General features: G+C 38.2%; 21 protein-coding genes and 5 pseudogenes. 12 read left to right on the top strand and 14 right to left on the bottom strand.

Going from position 1 to position 20,851, the window contains the following annotated elements:
- From M1D59_RS09845 to M1D59_RS09835, 3 genes are all read right to left on the bottom strand, one after another.
- A complete protein-coding gene (locus M1D59_RS09845; protein WP_020451480.1) occupies window positions 1-1,470 on the bottom strand; it encodes a potassium/proton antiporter in 1,470 nt (489 codons plus the stop codon).
- Window positions 1,471-1,596: 126 nt separating this feature from the next.
- Window positions 1,597-2,274 carry a YoaK family protein gene (locus M1D59_RS09840; RefSeq protein ID WP_020451479.1) on the bottom strand — a complete coding sequence of 226 codons (678 nt, stop codon included), beginning with the start codon at window positions 2,272-2,274 and terminating at the stop codon, window positions 1,597-1,599.
- Window positions 2,275-2,684: 410 nt separating this feature from the next.
- Window positions 2,685-4,103, bottom strand: a complete 1,419-nt coding sequence (locus M1D59_RS09835; protein WP_035399875.1) for a flavin monoamine oxidase family protein — start codon at window positions 4,101-4,103, stop codon at window positions 2,685-2,687.
- 235 nt (window positions 4,104-4,338) lie between these two features.
- Here M1D59_RS09835 and M1D59_RS09830 point away from each other — a divergent pair, with 235 nt between their 5' ends.
- Window positions 4,339-4,449 (top strand): YjcZ family sporulation protein, encoded by a 111-nt coding sequence (locus M1D59_RS09830; protein WP_020451477.1) that lies wholly within the window; start codon window positions 4,339-4,341, stop codon window positions 4,447-4,449.
- A gap of 182 nt (window positions 4,450-4,631) precedes the next feature.
- Here M1D59_RS09830 and M1D59_RS09825 read toward each other — a convergent pair.
- Window positions 4,632-5,118: pseudogene (locus M1D59_RS09825) on the bottom strand (YjdF family protein).
- Between the two features lie 512 nt (window positions 5,119-5,630).
- Here M1D59_RS09825 and M1D59_RS09820 point away from each other — a divergent pair.
- Window positions 5,631-6,023: a (2Fe-2S) ferredoxin domain-containing protein gene (locus tag M1D59_RS09820; protein ID WP_458118003.1), complete on the top strand. Its 393-nt coding sequence runs from the start codon at window positions 5,631-5,633 to the stop codon at window positions 6,021-6,023.
- A 10-nt stretch (window positions 6,024-6,033) separates the two neighbouring features.
- Complete coding sequence (locus M1D59_RS09815) at window positions 6,034-7,026, top strand: CobW family GTP-binding protein (RefSeq protein WP_458118002.1); 993 nt, start codon at window positions 6,034-6,036, stop codon at window positions 7,024-7,026.
- A gap of 322 nt (window positions 7,027-7,348) precedes the next feature.
- Here the strand turns inward: M1D59_RS09815 and M1D59_RS09810 are convergent, their stop codons facing one another.
- The 4 genes and pseudogenes from M1D59_RS09810 to M1D59_RS09795 form a co-directional block, all read right to left on the bottom strand.
- Window positions 7,349-7,741, bottom strand: coding sequence for a CDI toxin immunity protein (locus M1D59_RS09810; protein WP_020451473.1), 393 nt, complete (start codon window positions 7,739-7,741; stop codon window positions 7,349-7,351).
- A gap of 11 nt (window positions 7,742-7,752) precedes the next feature.
- Window positions 7,753-9,561, bottom strand: a complete 1,809-nt coding sequence (locus M1D59_RS09805; protein ID WP_020451472.1) for a T7SS effector LXG polymorphic toxin — start codon at window positions 9,559-9,561, stop codon at window positions 7,753-7,755.
- Between the two features lie 329 nt (window positions 9,562-9,890).
- Entirely contained in the window at window positions 9,891-11,018 is a 1,128-nt protein-coding gene (locus M1D59_RS09800; protein ID WP_026579712.1) for a response regulator aspartate phosphatase, read from the bottom strand.
- Window positions 11,019-11,222: 204 nt separating this feature from the next.
- Window positions 11,223-11,336 (bottom strand): annotated as a pseudogene (locus M1D59_RS09795) (ArpU family transcriptional regulator); the annotation flags it as partial.
- 192 nt (window positions 11,337-11,528) lie between these two features.
- Here M1D59_RS09795 and M1D59_RS09790 point away from each other — a divergent pair.
- Window positions 11,529-11,918 (top strand): hypothetical protein, encoded by a 390-nt coding sequence (locus M1D59_RS09790; protein ID WP_020451469.1) that lies wholly within the window; start codon window positions 11,529-11,531, stop codon window positions 11,916-11,918.
- Window positions 11,919-12,162: 244 nt separating this feature from the next.
- Here the strand turns inward: M1D59_RS09790 and M1D59_RS09785 are convergent, their stop codons facing one another.
- Entirely contained in the window at window positions 12,163-12,951 is a 789-nt protein-coding gene (locus tag M1D59_RS09785; RefSeq protein ID WP_458118001.1) for an alpha/beta hydrolase family protein, read from the bottom strand.
- 580 nt (window positions 12,952-13,531) lie between these two features.
- Between M1D59_RS09785 and M1D59_RS09780 the strand changes: the two genes are divergently transcribed.
- The 4 genes and pseudogenes from M1D59_RS09780 to M1D59_RS09765 all read left to right on the top strand — a co-directional run bounded on the left by M1D59_RS09780 (window position 13,532) and on the right by M1D59_RS09765 (window position 14,743).
- Window positions 13,532-13,648 (top strand): response regulator aspartate phosphatase, encoded by a 117-nt coding sequence (locus tag M1D59_RS09780; RefSeq protein ID WP_179289492.1) that lies wholly within the window; start codon window positions 13,532-13,534, stop codon window positions 13,646-13,648.
- Window positions 13,632-13,697 (top strand): annotated as a pseudogene (locus M1D59_RS09775) (response regulator aspartate phosphatase); the annotation flags it as partial. The gene M1D59_RS09780 and the pseudogene M1D59_RS09775, both read left to right, overlap by 17 nt.
- 3 nt (window positions 13,698-13,700) lie before the next feature.
- On the top strand, window positions 13,701-14,615 hold the full coding sequence (locus M1D59_RS09770) for a tetratricopeptide repeat protein (protein ID WP_458118000.1): 915 nt from the start codon (window positions 13,701-13,703) through the stop codon (window positions 14,613-14,615).
- On the top strand, window positions 14,612-14,743 hold the full coding sequence (locus M1D59_RS09765) for a hypothetical protein (RefSeq protein ID WP_268509387.1): 132 nt from the start codon (window positions 14,612-14,614) through the stop codon (window positions 14,741-14,743). Before M1D59_RS09770 ends, M1D59_RS09765 begins: the two co-directional genes overlap by 4 nt.
- Before the next feature lie 179 nt (window positions 14,744-14,922).
- Here M1D59_RS09765 and M1D59_RS09760 read toward each other — a convergent pair whose 3' ends face one another.
- Together M1D59_RS09760 and M1D59_RS09755 are read right to left on the bottom strand one after the other, a co-directional pair.
- A complete protein-coding gene (locus M1D59_RS09760; RefSeq protein ID WP_026579713.1) occupies window positions 14,923-15,204 on the bottom strand; it encodes a putative quinol monooxygenase in 282 nt (93 codons plus the stop codon).
- A gap of 93 nt (window positions 15,205-15,297) precedes the next feature.
- Window positions 15,298-15,698, bottom strand: a pseudogene (locus M1D59_RS09755) (AAA family ATPase); the annotation flags it as partial.
- Between the two features lie 344 nt (window positions 15,699-16,042).
- On the opposite strand from M1D59_RS09755, the gene M1D59_RS09750 reads away from it, so the two are divergent.
- On the top strand, window positions 16,043-16,186 hold the full coding sequence (locus tag M1D59_RS09750) for a DUF3967 domain-containing protein (RefSeq protein WP_229078756.1): 144 nt from the start codon (window positions 16,043-16,045) through the stop codon (window positions 16,184-16,186).
- Between the two features lie 359 nt (window positions 16,187-16,545).
- On the opposite strand, the gene M1D59_RS09745 is transcribed toward M1D59_RS09750, so the two are convergent.
- From M1D59_RS09745 to M1D59_RS09735, 3 genes are all read right to left on the bottom strand, one after another.
- Window positions 16,546-17,220 carry a hypothetical protein gene (locus M1D59_RS09745; RefSeq protein WP_105980950.1) on the bottom strand — a complete coding sequence of 225 codons (675 nt, stop codon included), beginning with the start codon at window positions 17,218-17,220 and terminating at the stop codon, window positions 16,546-16,548.
- A 1,382-nt stretch (window positions 17,221-18,602) separates the two neighbouring features.
- Window positions 18,603-18,773 carry a hypothetical protein gene (locus M1D59_RS09740; protein WP_458117999.1) on the bottom strand — a complete coding sequence of 57 codons (171 nt, stop codon included), beginning with the start codon at window positions 18,771-18,773 and terminating at the stop codon, window positions 18,603-18,605.
- Between the two features lie 42 nt (window positions 18,774-18,815).
- Window positions 18,816-19,013 (bottom strand): hypothetical protein, encoded by a 198-nt coding sequence (locus tag M1D59_RS09735; protein WP_105980948.1) that lies wholly within the window; start codon window positions 19,011-19,013, stop codon window positions 18,816-18,818.
- 143 nt (window positions 19,014-19,156) lie between these two features.
- Here M1D59_RS09735 and M1D59_RS09730 point away from each other — a divergent pair, with 143 nt between their 5' ends.
- The 3 genes and pseudogenes from M1D59_RS09730 (at window position 19,157) to M1D59_RS09720 (ending at window position 20,714) form a co-directional block, all read left to right on the top strand.
- Window positions 19,157-19,435 (top strand): hypothetical protein, encoded by a 279-nt coding sequence (locus M1D59_RS09730; RefSeq protein WP_105980947.1) that lies wholly within the window; start codon window positions 19,157-19,159, stop codon window positions 19,433-19,435.
- 763 nt (window positions 19,436-20,198) lie between these two features.
- Window positions 20,199-20,308: pseudogene (locus M1D59_RS09725) on the top strand (hypothetical protein); the annotation flags it as partial.
- A gap of 70 nt (window positions 20,309-20,378) precedes the next feature.
- Window positions 20,379-20,714, top strand: a complete 336-nt coding sequence (locus M1D59_RS09720; RefSeq protein WP_458117998.1) for a hypothetical protein — start codon at window positions 20,379-20,381, stop codon at window positions 20,712-20,714.
- The last annotated feature ends 137 nt before the right edge of the window (window positions 20,715-20,851 follow it).

Below are 20,851 nucleotides of genomic sequence, written 5' to 3'. Positions count from 1 at the left end.
TTAATCAAATTCCCTGTTTAATAATTTTTTCAGTTCCTTTTTTTGTTTTTTCGATACGAGAATATACAAAATATCGCCTGATTTAATTTTCGTTTCTCCGTGCGGCGTGACCAAATCCCCGTTTCGGATGATCGCATTGATCAGGGCATCTTTCGGAAAGCTGATGTCTTTCAGTGCCTGCCCGGTGATGGCTGTTTGGTCATCGACTTCAAATTCGATAATTTCGGCGTTCGCCTTGCCGATGGAAACAAGCTCGAGCGAATGCGGCGCTTCGACTTTCTGCGGTCCGTTCAATTTCAATTTTTCTGCGAAGACCGATATGGTTGATCCTTGGATCAAAGCAGATGTTAAAACGACGAAGAATACGACATTGAAGACCAATTGGCTGTTTTCAAGCCCCATCGTCATGGGGAATGTTGCGAGAACGATCGGAACGGCCCCTTTTAATCCGGCCCACGACAAGAAGATTTTTTCGTTAAAATGAAAGCCCATTTTGATGGTCGACAGAAAAACGGCAACCGGTCTGGCGATAAAAATTAAAATCAGCGAAAGCAGGAAGCCTTTGAAAATGATATCGAAAGATAAAAATTGGGCAGGAAAAACCAATAATCCTAGAATAATAAACATCAAAATCTGCATCATCCAGGCAAAGCCTTCATTAAACCTGAAAATAGAATGTCGGTAAGTCAAATCTTGATTTCCGATGACAAGCGCAGCAATGTAGACGGCAAGCAAGCCGCTCGCCCCGATGACATCTGTAAGACTGTAGGTAAGAAGCGCAAAAGCAAGAGCAAAGATCGGATAAAGTCCGCTTGAATCCAAGTTGATTTTATTGATGGCAAAGCTGGCGAACCGCCCGAGTACATATCCGAGCAAAAGCCCCATTCCCATCTGCCAGAAAAATGAAATCACAAGCATGAAATAAGATGAATGATCAGCCGTCAGCAGCTGGATGAGCGATAAAGTCAAAAACATCGCCATCGGATCATTTGTACCCGACTCTGCTTCCAGTGTAGAGCTCAATCTGTCTCTAATATTCTGACCTTTCAAAACGGCGAAAATCGCGGCCGCATCTGTAGAACCGACAATCGCTCCGAATAAAAAGCCTTCCATCCAGGAAACATTAAAAATCAGTTTGGCCGCAACCGCAACCACACAGGTGGTCAGCAAAACGCCAATCGTTGCGAGCGACAATGAAGGAACGGCGACCGCTTTGATTGAAGACCATTTTGTTTGCAGACCGCCTTCAAAAAGGATGACGACGAGTGCGATAACTCCGATCAGCTGGGCTAGCTCGGGATTATTAAAATAAATAATTCCGAGACCGTCGCTCCCCATGATCATCCCGACAATCAAGAACAAGACGAGAGCGGGCACTCCGAGCCTAGTCGAAAATTTCGTTGTCAGTACACCGATAATCAGCAATAAGGCCGCTAATAAAATAAACTGCTCCATATTAATGTGTTCCAACCATTTATCCTCCTCCCAATCTTAACCGATACTGGTGCTGTCCCCCGTTCTTTTACCCGAACAGGCACCCTCATAAAACGTATGTAACAAACGATGTTCGCGTATGCTCGTGTATGGGACCGTCCTTCAGTCTTCACTCCGTCCGTGAAACTTTGTGCCTGCAATCGCAATAATCCCAATAATGATTGTGATTGGAATCCAAATCACGGCAAACGGATGCGCAGGCTCAGCAAGTGCGGCGATGACGGCCCCCAGGCAATAGAGCACAATCGTCAAAGCGCGAAGCCATGCGTCCTTATGGATGACCTTTTGGTCGTTTTTGCTGAGGAACCGTTTTGTCACATCTTCGAAAAAGTTTGCGAGCGTCCCCGTTAGGACAGTAGTGGAAATCCCTGCAATGCCGAGCTTTCTGGCTGCTGTAGTCTGAAGCCCCATCGCCATGCTTAACAGCAAGATCAAAAAGTGTGGCGAACTTTCATAGAAAGTCAGACAAGCAAATAGAAGCAATACGGCTGCTTCAACAGCAAGTGCAATCGTGACGCCTGACGGCCAGAACGATTTTTCTTGTTTTCCGACAATGGCTGCTGAAATAATCACGCCGATGATAAATCCGAACAATGCGATCAGCGAGTACACGGCGGTCGCATGAAGAGAATTGCCGATTGATAATCCTAACAGTACGATATTCCCGGTCATATTAGCAGTAAATACGTGACCGATACTTAAGTACCCAATCACATCTACAATACCTGCTGTCAAACAGAGAAGCAAAAGCATGATGTTTCGTTCAAGAGCAGCATTCAATGTGATTCAATCCTTTCGAAGCTATTCTGCCCGGCGGAATGTTAAACCATTCCATCCGGTATGTCATGAGCCTTTCCTAAGGGAAAACTCGATTTGGGGGCTTTTTTATTGTTAGAAAAAGAGGGGTTCTTAACGAAAAAATGCGGGCGATCCGATCATGCACCTCAGCAAAACACTTATCGCTCATCGTGTTACATCTACAATTCAATTGTATCATAAGCATTAAAATTTTTTATAAATGAAGTTCTTAAAAACTTGTTTTTAAGAACCGGGAACACATTTCTTACTGTTTAGGAAGCAGCCGATCGGCGTTTATTGCATGATCCGTCTGTTTGCCTTAAATAAAAACGAACGAGCCGCCTTTTAAAAGCGACTCTTTCCCATTCCTTCAATACTTGCAAAGTTCATGGTTACACGCGGGAGGACTGATTCACTTCATATGCCGCCCGTATTCCCGATTCAATCGCTCCCTGCATCCACCCGTGAGTGAGGGAAGCGTGCTCCCCGGCAAAATACACCCTTCCCTCAGGCATAGGAATATAAGGATACAGCTCCAATTCCTGACCAGGTTCGAAAGCTGTAAATGCTCCCGCTGAAAAAGGATTTTGCGTCCAGCTGAAAGAAGCGCCTGATACAAACTCGGAATACACGATATCTCCATATATTCTCGCTAAATTTTTCAGCGTATAGCGGATCCGCTCTTCTTCCGGCTGACTGTCCCATATCAGCGCTTCATCAGCCCACGTATAGCTCGCTAAAATAACAGCATGACCGTGTGCCCCTATGCCGCTGCTTGGGTAATATGAAAAGCGAATCGGCAAATCGGTAATGGATCTCCCGCCGCGCTGCCCGACTCTTTCCCAAAACCTGCTCTTAAATTCGATTCCTATTTTTGTCGCGGCAATATAGTTAAGCTCCCGAATCGCTCTCCGCTTATGGTAGGAAAACGAATCAAACGGCTCAAAGGTCACAAATCGCAAAGTTGAAAAAGGAATTGTTACGATTGTGAAATCACTTGTCAGAGCTGAATGTTCTGCCGACTGTTGGTGGATACAATGGGCTGTCACATTGTTTTCAGTTTGAGATATTTTCATCAATTTATGACCAAATAAAATATCGCCCTTTAATTGCGGAAGAAAAGCTTGCGTCAGCAAGTCCATGCCACCTGTAATCTCATAGAAACGAGACGGCGATGTAAAAAAGATCGATTCCCTTAATACTTCGACAAGTGACAATCCCATGTACGCTTCCATGTCCAAAAGCACACCAATCATATCAATGGAGCCGTGTGAAAAATGAGTGTTGAGAAAAGAGCCCAACGATTCGTTTCTGTATTGTTTTTCAACAATACGCCAATTTCTCGCCGGATCTTGGCTGATAAAATTGAGGATAGGCTGCAATGCAGAAAGCATCAGCTGTTCAGCCGTTTTCCCCTGCTCATGGGGAGCAGCCGGGAATCTTAAAACACCCGGATATCTTTCAAACTCATGAAGACGAGTTTTCACGCCGTTGACGTAAAGAATATCCATGGGGGTTCTGTTGATAAACTCATTGACAGGCAGATTAAATTTCTTAATGTATTCTATCGTTAAAGTATGAATATCGGGGATGCGCATCGGACCGGCATTGAAATACAACCCTTCGCTAAAGGGCGCACGGGAAGTAAAAACACGTCCTCCCGCTCTGTCATTCGCTTCCACGATCGTCACTCTGTGCCCGGCACTCTTTAATAAAGACGCTGCGACAAGCCCGGACAACCCGGCACCAACGATCATTACTTGCTTGGGATACTGTGTTGTTTGAAGGCCGTTTCTAATGATATAAAGCATGTCTCCCTCAGTTAATTGAAAATTCAATTTACTCAGCGCCCTTTTCGGTGGATTTATTGCATTATATTCCGTTTAAAGGACGCCAATCACCATTTTCATCCTCTCTGCACGAAGACTCCGCATGAGGGCGCAGTTGCAAATGGGTCAACTATTTTTAAAAATGTAAATCAATATCCTATACCGAATTGATAAAGATACATAGGATAAACTATGTATCTTTAGGGAGGTGAAACATATGAGCGGAGGTTACGGATACGGAAGCGGTTTTGCTTTAATTGTTGTCCTGTTCATTCTCTTAATCATCATTGGTGCCAGCTGGTTCGGCGGTGGTTATGGAGGCTATTAAGTTCTAAAATGGTTCTGTTTTAAAAAGCAATAACCTATGACCTTCTCCTTATTTTACATGTTCTCCCCTCTTGCTTATCGTTATTGACTCCATTATGAAAGGCTCTTTTTAAAAAGAGCCTTTTTTTAATACAATACAGGAAAACGCCCCTCTATTGAGCTTCACTTTGCTCCAAAGAAATTCTATTTTCCACTATGCTTTTGTTTCGCTTTTTGCTTTCTGAGTAAATACTTTTGTTCTTTTTCCTTTTCCCGCTGCTCTTTTGTCAGCCGCTGTTTCTTTCGTTTTCTTGCTTCCAGCTCTTGTTTTATCGCTTCTTGCGCCTTATGAGACACACCAGCATTTTTCAATTCTTTAGACACTTGCCGCTGCAGCCTTTTCGGATTTATTTTGCACGGGCGGCGGGCGTCCAGCCTAACTCCTTCCTGATCTGCTTGTGACAGTGCCTGTAAAAGTTGATGATGAACAAAATGCAAAACTTCCGAATCCTTCGGCTCTTTGCCAAACAAATGCCGGACGGCTCTCAGCTTACCTTCAATCACAACTTCAATGACTCCTATCCAAAACTGACCATCATAGTAAACCGTTAATTTCATAACGATTCCCTCCTCCATCAACATGTACTTCAGAGAATGACGGACATCCCGAGGAGGGGAAGGTTACTGGCATGATCAATCATGCATCCGGACTACCAACCGAATCGTGTTTTTTCATTCTCCGCTAAAAATTTTATCAATTTTTCCAGCTTAGGAAAAGGGGTAAAGTTCTTTTATATTCAGTACAATAATATAATGCAAACCCTCCCCTGAGCCAGATAGGCTCTGGCTGAAAAAGAAGCTGCTCAGATCTCATTGGCACCGTTTAACCTCTTCTATTTGCGTTTGACTTGAAAAAGAGATAAAATGATTTTTAAATCGTAATAATTACGTTTTGTTTGCCGTATTGAAAGAGAGACCATATAAATAAACAACCAAAGGCGGCAAGAGAAGGCTGAAATATAGAGAGCTTGCGAAAGGAGTGAAAAGCTCAAGGTGACGATGAAATGCGGAGCTTACCCCACCGTCTCCCCGGTTATCGGTATCACCTTTCGGGACAGTTATCGACCGGGGCTTACTTAGTTCTTTATCATTTTACCGTTTGCAAATCGTAATAATTCTGTTTTACTCAGAGGAAAGATACATATGGCGACATGGGATTTAAGTAATATGAAACATCATATCTTTATCTGCAACGGCAGCAGCTGCAATCGGGTCGGAGCTGAGGAACTGACTCAAGTGATTCGGCAAGAAATTTCAGACCGGGAGCTTGACGATGTCATTCATACAACGCGCACGCGGTGTAATGGAAGATGCCAAGATAAGTGCGTGGTCATCCACTATCCGAAAGGAACATGGTATAAAGATTTAAAAACGGAGGATGTCCCCCTCCTGATTGACTCGCTTTGTACCAATGAAGATTATCAAGAAAAAGCAAGCCATTTGTATGATGGCCAACGTTTCGAACGTTCATCTGGCGTCATCGCCGGGATTCCAAAAGACAAAGAAAAAGTAATCAAAGTATCAAAAAAATTGTAAATGAGGTCGAATGATCATGCCTTTAACTAAAAAGAAAATTCCTGTCACTATTCTCACTGGATATTTAGGCGCCGGGAAAACCACACTTTTAAATCGAATACTTACAGAAAAACACAATCAAAAGATTGCGGTTATTGTCAATGAGTACGGAGAAGTCGGGATAGACAATCAGCTCGTCGTTGATTCTGAAGAAGAAATTTTGGAAATGAACAACGGCTGTATCTGTTGCACGGTCCGCGGAGATTTGATTCGCATTCTGAGAACTCTTGTATTCTCAATGGATCAAGGGAAAGTTGCATTTGATCGAGTTTTAATCGAAACAACAGGACTGGCTGACCCTGCCCCCGTTGCCCAGACCTTTTTTATGGATGAACTGCTATCCGACATATTTGAAGTTGACAGCATCGTCACGGTAGTAGACAGCAAGCATATCGCCAGACATCTGGATGATCAGGATGAAGCTCAAGAACAAATTGCTTTTGCTGACGTCATCATCCTCAATAAAACAGATTTAGTATCAAATGACGATTTGGAATCCTTGGAGCAAAGACTTGTCAACATTAATCCTACGGCTAAGAGGCTGCATGCCAGAGATTGCAACATCAATTTAAAAGATATACTGGGGATCAATACATTTGACGTCAATCGAAAAATTGAAATCGATCCTCATTTTCTGGAGGATCATCATCACCACCACCATGATGATAAAGTGTCTTCTATTGCTTTTCGGGAAGAGAAGCCTCTTGACTTGGCAAAGGTAGATCATTGGATGAGTTATCTCGTACGGGAAAAAGGCGAAGATTTATTGCGTTATAAAGGGATCCTTTCTATTAAAGGGGAAGAATATCGAATCGTATTCCAAGGGCTTCATATGCTGTTTTCAGGACGTCCGGACCGGAAGTGGAACGAAAACGAGACAAAACAAAGCGAACTTGTTTTCATTGGAAAGGACTTGGACAAAGAGGAACTGGAGCGGCAATTTAAAAATTGCATCGCAAAGTAACATTTCTCGCTTTGTTGGCCCTCTCTTTGCTTAATAGAAAGACCCGAGATTTGATTTTGCGAGTCTTTTTCAAGGGCAAAATGAGGTTTTAAGCAGGTTATTTGCCTGCTTTTCTTTTTTTATAAGGACTTCCCTGTGTCCCCTGACTATCGGGCTGCATAGTAGTTTACAGCCGCTCTTTTGGGAAAAGGCCCTCCATTTTGGCGGATATAAAACAAGCACTCAATCAAAGGATTAAGTGCTTAATAAGACATGAGAGAAAATACCAATATAAAAAAGGTCAATAGACCTAACTCTAGAAGCCCATAATTAGGGTTTAACTTCAGTTTGCCATTCCTACTGTCACTTCTCCATCATGGTAAAACTCAATGACATAGCCAAGTTCACTATACATAAACGTATCTGAACCAACCGCAGTCACGTCATCAATAACAGTTAAGGCGTTTTCTAAAGTAGTCTTAACTGCCGGATCATCAGAAGGATTCCACAGAATAATGACAGAAGTGTCAGTTATACCGTTATCTTCTAACCATTTGAATAATTCATCAGAATATTCTATTCTCTTTTTGTTTTTTACCTTTTCCCAATCAATTCTTGCCCAACTTGTTATAGGAAACTGCTTACTTAGAGAATTAAAGTATTCCCCAGTGAGCTCTTCAGATAAAATTTCTTTTTGCTCTCCTAAAGCTTCTAAACACTCATCAAATAAATCCAAAATATCCACCTCTATCTGTTAAGATGCTTCAATAGCGCTTTGAATGTCTTCTCGTCACCATCAAAAGGAATATAATATTTTTTTGCTTCTTTTTTTCCCTTTCGGAAATCTTCAATATTTATATGAGGTCCCTTTTCGGGATCGTAATCCAAACGCCACCTTACTTTTTTGTCACTAGATCTTCTGCCGATAATTTTACCATAACCTGCGCTTACTTCTAACCTCCCTACAAGTGGTTTTGAGTCCGGCCCTAGATCTCCAATAATCTCCATGGCTTTATTTCTAGCTTGCTCGTAAGTTTTTACCTTTGGAAGGGCTATTTCTTTTCCACTTTTAGAAGGTTTCCCAATAGATTTAGAGGATTTAAATAAAACACTCTTCTTCTTATCCTCAAGCAGCTCTCTCAGCAAAGGCGTATTTTTCACATTAGGGGCCTCTCCCGCTCTTTGGAGCATCCCTTCTAATGCAGGAGTATAGCGATTTTTAGGCGGGCTGAAATGTTGTTTAAAAGAGTTAACACTTTTCTTTGCTGTTTGGGCTGCAGCCTTGCCAGCTTTGCCGAGACTTTTTGAGCCTGATACGACAGTAGGCCCGGCCTCTGCCAACCCCCATATCGTACCAATCGCATAAGCAATATAGTGTCCGCGAGAATATGAATCCCCATGTACCATCTTTTCATCCCAAGAATCTGCAATTGATTGCAACATACTTTCAAAAGTGGCTTTGTAATCATACTCAAGTACTGAATTTACAGTTGCTTTTGGGTTTTTAACAAAGTTGTCTGCGTGTCCAATAAGAACTTTACCTGTTTCAATCGTTCCTTGGATCGTATCTTTTGCAAATTCATATCCTCCAACCACAAAGCCTTTCATACTTTCTAAGACATGTTTTCCATCTTCCAGAGTTCCTTTAATTGGATCTGCTCTGAACTCATAAGCTTCTTCAATGGCAGTAACATAATTCATCTGTTCAGATGTAAGATTATCATATCCAATCTCTCTAGCAACTTTGAGAAACTCATCCGGATCATCATACAACTTTTCAAGTTTATTCTTCAACGTATCAGTATGACTCATAGGTTCTATTTTGCTGGCCTCTTTTTCAAGCTTTGATCTCTTATCCAGCTTATCCAACATGACACCCATTGCTGTGTCTTGTCCACCACGCAAAGTATCCATCTCATCTGGCTTTAAAATCGAACCTTTTTGATAGCCGGTAATTTCAATTTTAGGCCCTGTGTACATTTTTTCAAGCCTGGTTATGTATCTCTGCATCGTTTCCAGGTCGTTTTCAGCGGTTTTAAGAGCACTTGTCTGTTCGCGGTCAAAAGTGTGCAGCTTTTCAATTGTCTGATTGATTTCCTTTAAGGCTTTCTGATTCTGTTCGTGAAAGCCGCTGTCATTCAAATCAGGCAAATCGACAATGTGGCTGACTTTTGCGACCGTGGCGTTTGTTTTAGATACCAAACGCTTCGTTGTGCGGTCGGCTGAATTCACCCCTTGTTCGAGCTCGTGTTCGAGAAAGGTTTGCGATATAAATCCGTTATGATTCGGTTCAAAGGAATTCAGCGCATTTTTGATTTTTTTCAATGCAGACTGATATTCCCTAATAAGAGTTTCGTAAAACTGAAGGAATGGAGTATGGCATTCTTCATAAAAGTTACGTATCGCGTCTCCCCCTTTCCCCTTTAAAGCATCATCAAGTGATGTAATGCCCTCAACACTTTTTTTAACTTTGGCAATTTCGTCTGATTGATGTTTTAATTGTTCCAGCGTTTGATCAATGGCTTTGTGCAACGCTTGAACATCCAGAGTCTTCATAGCATTCTCCTCTAATACTAAAGTGACATATCTCGAGATATTTTACCACTTTATAGAAAAGAATTGGTGAATAAAACCTGTCAATCCATGAAAATGAATCTTTTAGATTAGGTCATTGAACCTATTTGTTAAGGGATTGAAATACATAAAAAAAGCCGCTAATTAAACGGCTAAAAGGATATTCCAAAAACTCATTTTTAGATTAAATAACAAAATAATGATTGGGTGCGCTTGTGATGTTTCTTGAAGCTGTGTTGATATCATCGTTGTTCGAAAAATGACTGAGAAAGCCAAGTCCAATTATCATAATTCCTAAACCGATCTTCATTTTAGACTTCATACAAACATTCCCCCTTCAATATTTGCTTTTGAGCATAGACCATCTTTTTAAGACAGATGAGACTATCCTCTGTTTTTCCATTATAATCTAGATAGGTGCCGGCTAACAATGCCAGCTCTTCCAAATACGGAAATCCTTTGCTTGTTTCCAGTCGGTTGAAAATTTTAAAAAGTGATGTAGTTTCACCCCGTCTTATATAAAGTGACTCGAGAGCTTCAAAAAGGCTTATAAACAGATGATCTTTAAGCTCCACAGCACTTCTAAGCCCTTTTCGGTAATAATCCTTGGCTTTATCATGCTTATTTTGTTTGAAATTGATTAGTGCCAAGTCGTGATATGCTTGCGGCAAATTTTTTGATTTTAATTTTTTATATTGAATGAGAGCTTGTTCAATATATCTTGCAGCCTTGTTTAAGTTGTCCATTTTGTGATAGCAGTTGCCAAGGTTGTAAAAAGCAGAAGCGTATATCTGTGGATTTTTCTTTTTTAATAGTTCTGCGCCTCTAAGTGCTTGATTTAGGTGTGGAAGAGCCTTTTCATGATTCTCTAAATCATCATAATTCCCAGCAATGACAAAATGACACTGAATAAGGCGAACAGAATAGAGTTCATATTTTTTGTAAATGTTATATGCACGCTCTGCAAAGTACATCGAAACGTGGGTCATTTTCATGTGGTAATAGACTTCAGCCATTTTAAAGTAAAATTCCGCTTTTTCAATCGAATCTGATATAGCAGGAAATTGACGTTCCGCTCTTTTATAATAAGTAATTGCCTTCGTATATTCTCCATTCCTAAATTCGTACATCCCTCGAAAAAAATGATAATAATACGTAAGCATATGATCTAATTTTCGTTTATTCCCTTCAATCCTCTTTAAATATTCTGATAATTCCATCTGTTTTTTACCCGAAGGTGCTATATATTCAATCATTATACTGTGGCGGAAAGCCATCAACTGATAATAGATTAGTAAATCCTGATCTTCTTCCATAAGCTCTATATCCCTTTCAACTTCAGCTTTAAGCATTTCTGCGTCTGTCACATTGAATTTTTGAATATGCTGGTACCACTCAGTAATTTTCATCCCCACTTCTGCAGATGAGATTCTAACCAACCTTTTCACCCTTCCCTTAACTATACTAATGATGTAAATTTTAACAATATTTCATCATTCGAAAAAGACGTTCGGGCCACCGCAATTAAATTTTCGGTTCCCCCCGCAACAGCAATTTGAGAAAGGATTAAGAACTATTGATTTAATGGGGGTGATTTTAGGTGATTAAAGTTAGATGCTATTGCGGCTTTTTAAAAGGGAGCGCTATATAATCCCAAGAGCTGTCGAAAATTTGTAAATGGCTCGCCGTTTGACCAGATAGTATTTGTCCTTTTTCAACCCCATCTCCATATAAATCTCAATGTCCTTTATTTTTTGAGAGCAACAGGCTGGGAATTCATATACTTCTACCTAATCATAAACTTTATATAATGGCCTTTTTTGAACGTTGAAGATTGCATCACCGATTTCTAGGCATATATACAATTATGTATAGACAAACTTCCAGTCCAAAAATAGTCGAATATAATTCTTTATTATAAATCGTAAGATAAAAAGGAGTGATAGGGCTTGTTTTATGATCAATATCCTGTAAACCCGTTTTCATTCCCATCTTTTCATCGGCCATTTGGAATTGAATCCAGTACCTATGTTCGGAATATGCGAGCATTTAGAGATCTTGACCACCTTCGCAGAAATATTGTTCGTTTATTGGGCAGGATGGGGTATGTATTAGTCAGAATTGGAGTGGATCAATTTAATAATCTAGGAGTTACAGGCCAAAGACCCGGTACAGCCTACCAAGAGCTATGTGAAATCTGGATTTATCATAAACACCTTGAGGGCAGAAGTTACGAGGAAACCGTTCTTGCTGAATGTACTACTGATGAAGAGGCTAAAAGACATGTCGATCAGGTTGTCGCCGCGCTACAGGGAATGGTTCGACCTATAGAGCCTTAATTGTTAGAATTTGCTTCATTAAAGTAGAATCAGAATCACATTCAAACCATGCATCATTAGGGGAAAAGGGCCGACAAAGGAATAGAAAAAGTCCATCATTTTGTCGGCTTCAATCGAGTATCGAGTGCTGAAGCTATTGAAAAAATGAAGAAAAATAGCAATGGGCTTTCAGTCTTCAACTATTTTTTTATTTCACATCAGTAGAATTCTCATTAACCTAGCTTGAAGCATCAGGTAGCCGCAATTATCCCAGCGCCCGCGATGAACATATTATATCAATTACTGAATCCCAAGCTGTTGAGGTAGGATCAATAATTTTAAAATGTTCCACATATGGAAGCACAATTAATCTAACATTACTGCCTTGTTCGGTTGCCTTGAAATAGTAGTCCTTGCTTAACTTTATTGGAACATGACGATCCTTCACTCCATGAATTAAAACATGATCGGTTTTTATCGGCAACAACTCAATTGGAGAAACAACTTTATAGCGTTCAGCTACCTCTTGTGGTGACCCACCCATTAGTGCGGATACATGACTTTTCATTCCTTTTTCTTCGTGAAATTCCCACATTTTTTTTAAGTCTGTTACTCCAGCCAAACTTATTACTTTCTTGATAGACACTAACAGCTTATTAAACATTTGATCTGATTTTGTTTCAGTTCGAGAGGCTAGCCAAAGTGCTAAATGAGCTCCTGCCGAATGACCCATAACAATTACATTTGACAGGTCTAAATGATAAGATTCCTTTACCTGTGACAGATGATTTATAGCATCAATTACATCGTTAAATGTCCCTTTCCAACCTCCTCCTTCTTCCCCTACTCTACGGTACTCAATGTTCCAAGTGGCATATCCCCTACTAGTTAAATCCTCAGCAATAAGATTATTTTCTTCTAAGTCATATTTCGACTGCCAAAAACCCCCATGAATCAAAACAACTACTGGGCAAGGCTTTTTCCTTTCAGGCACCCGTAATACACCGTATTGCGAGTGATGTTTTCCATAAGATATTTTAACTTTATTAGACATCATTCTCCTCCCCCTTACGTGAGGCATCTGCAAAGGATCCGAAAGCCCCCATCCGATCGATGCGAAATCGAGCGGGGCTATAGCTGTAGATAAGCAATAATATCTTTTTTTAGTTCTGTCCTTATCGCTTATAAACCAATTTTCCTCATCTAAACATTTTGCGTCGTAATGTTCTTCCTGGAAGTCGTGATCTTCATCAATCAAAGCACTAAACATGTCCTTTTCCAATTAAAATCAAGCCATTCCTAATACGTTTTGATGTTGTCCTCGCTTTTTCAGGTTGACAAACTGATTTCAGGCGCTTTGATGTTCCTTGGCCGCTTTATAGTCTTAGTCAATAGAAAGTTTTCCCCTATACGGAAAAGAATTGATGAATAAATTCTGTCTCTCTGTGAAAATGAATCATTTTATTCACGCTGATAAGCCTAAATCAAAATTCCCCTTCCGAAAAACTTATAAAAAAGGAAAAAGATTGTCAAAGTGACCCATTCTGTAAAATAAACCATATGAAGAAAAAGAAAAGGCTACATACTCATTTTTTAAAAATTTTAAATAGACAAAAGAAAGGATGTAAAGGTCATTGGAAGTTAAACTCGCATCTGAAAAAGTTGCAAAGATGCTTAATCAATGGTACGGGATGATTAAACGCCATCAAATCACAGAAGCCATAGCAAAGTCTCATCAAGCACCTGAGTGAAGATCAAAACCTGCTGCTTTACTTTAATTTGTTAGACTTTAGATATAAGTTGATGACTGAAGAAATTGAGGAGTCCAATAAGCTTTATCAAAGTATAAAAACGATCGGAGCGGAAAATACAGATAATATGATTGTCTATTATTCTTTGTTTTTTTCAGGAGTTTATGAATTCTATAAAAAAGATTACGTTGAAGCCATCAACTTCTATCAGCTTGCCGAAGCCAAACTCCGCAATATACCCGACCAGATTGAGCATGCAGAATTTCATTATAAGATTGCTGAAGCTTACTACCAGATAGATCAACACCTTATTTCAATAAGCCACACCCAAAAAGCAAGAAGCATTTTCAAAGAATACCCGGATTATAAACTTAGATCTGTTCAATGTGAGATGACCCTTGGCGCTAATTTATATGACATGTACAGGTTTAGTGCAGCAGAAGAGCATTACCAAAAAGCGTTGAATGAAGCAAAAAGCGCAAAATACTATAGATTGGTTGGCATATTATATCATAACCTTGGATTAATTTATGACAAGAAAAACATTTCCGGGTTAGCTGAAGAATATTTTAAAAAAGCGATCGAGATCACAGAACATATTGAGTCAATAAATGGAGCCCGGACCCTTTATATGATGGCAAGCCTGTTGTATAGAAATGACAGAACAAAAGAAGCCAGAAGCTGGTATGAGAAAGGCCTTGAACATGTAGATTCAACAGGCGAAGATGAATACCAAGCAAAATTAAGATTAATTCACTCTTTATATGACCATCATAATGATGCTGCAGTGAACGAATCATTACAATACCTCGAACAAAAAAATTTATGGCCAGATATTTCAGAACTTGAAGAACAAATTGCAGAATATTATTTAAAACAAGGAAATTTATCCAAGGCTGTTGAATATTTAAAAAGAGCATTAAAAGCAAAAAATCAAATTTTGAAAGTAACGGAGGCGTTAGCATGAAAAAATTAAGTATCATCGGCGTATTAAGCATCCTTACACTCACTTTTGCTTTTGGCACTTTCGAAAAAGCGAGTAACTTTGGGGAAGAGCAAGAGTTTCATGTTGCCGAAAAAGCAATCACCGGCTAAAAATTAAATCAGTGTTTCAGATTAATTGGTGAAGCGGACTCCTAAAGGGTCTGCTTTTTTGTTCTTAACAGCCCTCGGGATTATCCGAGAGCTGTCGTGAGATTGTAAATTGACCCGCCGTTTTATTTGATAGTATTTCTCCTTTTAAGGCCATCTTCATATAAATCTCAAGGAGCCTTTTAATCCTTCACATTGCTTTTCATTAACCATTCTACTTCCGTTAATTCTTGTTTTTGAACGTCTTTTGTGTGTTTTTTTGTGAAATGGACCTCAAGAGCTTCTTCGTTTTCCCAAATCTCCCAGAGCATGATTTTGCGTTCTGATGGTTCAAGAGGATACGCATGGAATTTAATGCATCCTTCTTCTTTGTTCGTTTCTTCCTCAAGTATTTTGAATTCCTTCATTATTTCATTGAGGTCTTTATCACTGATAATTTTTAAGCATGCCGTTATGTAATGCATCCAAATTCCCCCTTCAAATCATTTATATACCCACCTCTTTAAAATAATGAGGGAGATAAACTCCCTCGCCCCTTGACCGAGATGCTTTTCGGTTACCTCATTTACTTCCTCAAGTCTACCTTCTTCGCTTAGCTTTCCATCGTTTCCATCCTTAATTCGATCAACATCATATTGGTCACATACATATTTCGTAGCATATTTTGAGAAAGCATCAACTTCATCAACAATTATGGTTTGATAAGCTTCTTTAGCCTTTTCGGGATTTTTTGTAAGCTGTTTGTTCACTTTTTTGAAATCTCCCCAGCTATTAATCGGCATGAAAGGGACTCCAGCAATTGCGTTCAATCCTTTTTCAAACGGAAGATAAAGTGGCTTTTTCATTCTGGTACTTTGCTTTGTTTTCCCTAAGTTGTAGATCCGTATATCGTAATAACTTTTCCTTCAAGTCCTTTTGTTACTACAGAAATCTGAGGGTTAAAAATGGCTATCGACATCAATATTCTCCTTTTAATTATTTTTATATTGCTTTCTTGATAGCCATTAATTATTAAAATGGCACATCATCTTTAGAGATCGATTGAGAAGAGCCTGTGACTACTTTCCCTCCGAATCCAGTTTTCTTCTCATTTTTATTGCTTTTCTTAGTGTCATTCTTCATTTCCTCTAGTTTAAGCTCTCTCTCAGTCAATGCTGCTTTAACTGCTGCTTCGTCAAAAGCTGCTTTATCGTCTTCGTCATAATGAGACTTTAGGTTCTTTTTGAAATAAGATATGTCTCGTATAATATCAAAAGGGACGCCTTATTACAATTTGTCAAACGACAGGAAGAGTTCAATAAAATGATGCTGGAACGCATTGAGCTTTTTGAGAAACGGCAGAAGAAAAGAGACGAAATGCTGATGAAATCCCTTCGCGAATCCCAGGAAACTCAAAAAATGCTAGCTGACGCTCGCGAGAAAAAATGGTGGCAATTTTGGAAGTAAATATCCTTTCCAAACAAACTTATAGTAAAATGACCTAATAAAGAGATGTACGTTTCCCTGATGCTCTTGAAAAGATAAAAAGGGAGGATAGTTTATTGTTTTTTAAATCAAATGAAAATATAGATAAAACAAGTGTTAATATAGCTTTTTACTGCTCATTCATTTATTGGTCAGGATTTTTATTAATCAATAGCATTCTTGATTTATTTAATAAGAGTATAAAAATAAATTCATTTTTGTTGTTAATAACAGGATTAATAGTTTTTTTTGTCAGTGAATTTGTAGCGAAATGTATCAGAAAAACAAAGAAAAGCAAAAAATAAAAAAAGTGTGAGCATAAAGCTCACACTTCATTCTTTTTATTGAGATCTACAACTATATGTATTTGTTGCTCCTGAGCCCATTTTTGTAATAATGATACCTTTTCCCTTAGAATTACAAGAATTTATAACACTCATGCCTAACATTGGGACAGCTGCTAACATTAGTGTAAGGGCAGTCGGACTTTTAGCGAAAATTTTAGCTATAGCCGTAGCTGTGGCCCAAAATCCGCTATTATAACCAACTGCATTACTCAATTGCTTTATTTTCGAGTTACTAATTTTATATTCTTTATAATTTATACCCAAACCCATTGTAGTGAAAGTTTGTTTCTTCGGGTTACTTAACTTATTTTTATTTAACTCACCAACATATTCACTGAATATTACAAGCGCATCGTCACTTGTCAAAGAAGCAGATGTTTGATTTTTATAACTCGCAATAGAGTCGTACAACTTCTTAGCTTCTGGGGTCAGTTGGTTTATTTCTTTTTGAGAATTAGCCGGCAGATTTTCCATATCCAGCTTTGCATCTAATTCATTGATAGCCCTAACTAAGACTCTAGTATTTTCTACTTCCTTCCCAGATACACTTATCATTTCATCACTAGATATCGTTTTACCTTCAAACGACTCTGTACTAGCTAAAGCACTGAAAGGCATCATACTAAACAAAAGCACTGATGAAAATAGAATTCCAAAAGATTTTTTCAATTAAATTCTCCTTTTTTTCTATATTTAGGCTGCAACCAATACCCACATTACAACAAAATACTTGTAAATGTAAACAATTTTGGAGAATATTCGAATTTATGACACACTTAAAATCAAGTATGGTTTTTAAGATTAGTGATCCGGAATTTTTAACATTCCTAAATCAAAAATAAAAGGAGCAGACCACTACTTACAAATTTCGGAGAAACAGCCGTTACTGTGGCATTAGTGAAAGCTGGAATTCCATTAGCTGATGCACAGTTAATTGCAAAGGTTGTTTATAACTATACATTAAAACAAAAGAGTGAGGCTTATAACCTTCACTCTTTTATTTTAATTAAGTAAGGAGTGCTACACCATGAAACTACTTGTAATGACGCTATCAATTTATCTTTTGTTTTTTATCGTCTTTTATTATGTAAAGGGGAGAAAAGAAAGAAGCTGAAGAAAAAAACACAAATGAAAAATTTTTATTATCTATAGTGATAGGAGCTTTGGTTTTATCACTAATTCCTACTGTAGTCATAATGGGGATAATCTTATTTGCAATCTGTGTTTAGGTTTGTATTTATATAGTAGCATCTTGTGTTCTATTGGGAGTATCGATAACGACAACTTTAAATTATCATTAGGATTAACTTTATTTTTTCTTTTATTAGAATGTATTTTCTCTAAAAAATCTAATCGTATCTTTAGGGCGGACATCGATAACCCTTTTCCATATCCCTCATTCTCCTTCCCGGCTCCGGCCGCTGATTTGTGTAAATGCGAATTAATAAACCCTGATACTTCTATTTTGATTTTGTCTTTATCCCCTAAACGTTTACGCATATGACACTTAATTTTAATGCTCTTTTCTCCATGTCTTTTCGCTGTTTTGGCGAGGCTGCATTACTTGTATTCAAAAATAAATCCCTCTTCTTCTTTTGGAACTTGTGAACATTCGTTTGTTTTCGGCTTAGAATTGACATATATATCCTCGCTTAATATTTTATATTCTTTACCCTGTTTAAAAATGGGATTACTGTGTTCATTCTCAAAAAAACATCTCTTTTAAAAACAACTAAATCCATTCTAATCACCCTTTCCTTATTTCGCTTCATCATTTAACAGCTAACAGTGCCTTCACTTCATTGTTGACGCCCACGTTTTCAGTGTATTACCAAGATCTAAATATTGTAACGCTCCTTCATTTCTTCAATTTTACAGTTAATTTTCAGCAACAGATCTTATTCGCTTTTAATGTCATCATCTGTTATACCTTCACGTTGCATATACTCCAATAAAGCGTGCTTCAATGTGTATAACTGTTTGTATGAAAGTTTTGTTCTAACACCACTCATCTTCCATCTCCATCCCTTTTCTTATTACAGTTCAATCCCTTAATTCTCGCCGAAATCCTCAATGTGCTCCTTCAGGATATCGTCTAATTGATCATCTTCAATACCGAGAATAATTTTATCTATTTCCGCATCAAATAGAGCCATTTCTTCACCAACACCGTTTTCTAATTGAAGTCTCATAAAGATTCTAAATGCTTGCCTTGGATTCATTTTATTCTCCTTGTCCTCGTTATTTATATTTTTAATTGCCTTTTAGATAATCGTATATTTTGATCTGTGCGGTCTTTTATGTATGAATTCAGGAATATCAATACGCTTATTGACTTTTGATTTAGTTCTTACAAGAACACGGTTTTCAAGAAACTGAACTTCTTCCACTTTCTGAGCATGAGACTCAAAGTAAAAATCAAAAATCTCTTTAAGAGTCTCATCATTAAGATTGTAATTCATCATTGAACCTCCTTAATATCTGTACTTTAACGTTTAAGCGACACACAAAATCCATATATATGGTAATTCATTCGCTATTTCTCCCTCCTAAAAAACCATATAATGTAATTGTAATAAATTCAAAGGAAATGGAGATGGTTTAAATGAAATTAAGAAAAGTATTGACTGGTTCTGTTTTATCTCTTGGATTACTCGTTTCTGCTTCTCCAGCTTTTGCTGCTACCCCATCACCTATGGTTAAAACAAATAACGTTGTCAAAGACGAAATAGGTGTAAAAGCCTTACACACAAAATACATTTATCATCACAATATCAATGATTTTAAAAATATTGAACGGGACGAAAACGGTAGAAACTGGTATTTGAAAGGTATTGAATATATAGATGGATGGTATAGAGGGGAGTACCAAGCAAATTTTTGATCTTTTGAGGGGGTTTCCCCCCTCTTTTATTATTTTAGACCATTTTCTTTGTGCTCAATGCTTCCAGTTACCCTCTAAGCACACAATCAAATCAGCGATTGATTGTGTGCAACTATCATTTTTAATCTTCTCTACCCTTATTTTCACTTCACAGTTATCAAGATGCCATTTAACCCACACTATGTTAAACCTGTTGCAACCTCCCCCAATAAGGGGAACGCTGGCGGCTTAATGCCTATTTAACGTCGCCACCACGACTGTTATACGATGTCTGCTGTATCCTTTTCATTATGAATATCCTTTTAATTTATATTTATTTCTATTTTAATAATCTTTTTTGTGTCATTACCCAGTCACCTATCTTTTCAACAACTTCACAAAAATCATTATCCTTATTATTAAATCACCACTAAATATATTGAATAATCATGGTGTGGAAATGGAAGTGCTAGGGGAATATTTGTTTACAATGCTTCTTATACCAAAATCAACAGATTCAATGTACTTGCATAGCCTATTCATTACACAGTCGCTCTCAATCACAGGGTTAAACCTTTCAAATAGCTTAAGGAATTCATGTTGCTCCTTTGTTTTTCGTTTTACTTTCCTTAGCCTCAAGGCTAATTCCAAACTTCTGCTTGCAAGTGATATCGTAGGTTTTGACATGTTTTTTGTACTTGTTCTTTGTGCCTTTATACAAATAGATAAAGAGGTAGGGGTGCTTATCCAATAAGATTTTATTGTGAAATTCCTTTTCCAGTTAGATGAGCATAGTGACGGTCTAATGACAGGTGCTAAAGCTGGAGCTAACCTTTCTATTTATGAGTCTGGTAAAGGCCGGATTATTCTCAGTACAATTACATATTGAACTAATTATATATTATTTTTGGGAAGGTCATGGTGGGGGTTGCTCCCACCTCCCTCTTGATAAAGAGGTGGAGAATTGATAATTGATCAAGAAATTAAAGTGAAGGCAATGTACAGAAATATAGAACATTATAAAAGCATAGGCTATGAGATCAATAAAGGTATGCAAGAATTATCGGTTAAAGTCGAAGACCTGCCTATAAATAGTCACTTAAAAATTAAAATACGTTGCGACTATTGCCAGTGCATATTCGAAAGATCATACAGAGATCACATTAAACATCAATCAAAGTCATCTATCAAAAAAGATACATGTAAAAACTGCAGAGGTTTAAAGATTAAAGAACATATGCTAAAAACCTATGGTGTAGAAAGTGGCATAGCCTTTCATTATAATTTTCTCGAAAAATGAAAACAACTGCGAAATTTGTCTAATGGCTGCCTTATGGGTTTCCACTTAAAAAATGGCTTCTCTTTGAGATGAAGCCCTTTTTCCCTATCTTGAGAATAACCGGACGATATACGCGCCGCTTCCTGATGTTCTGGACA

The sequence above is a fragment of the Bacillus sp. PK6-026 genome (genome assembly GCF_054161455.1).
The sequence above is the reverse complement of the archived record's forward strand: the minus strand, read 5'-3'. Positions and strand labels throughout refer to the sequence as shown.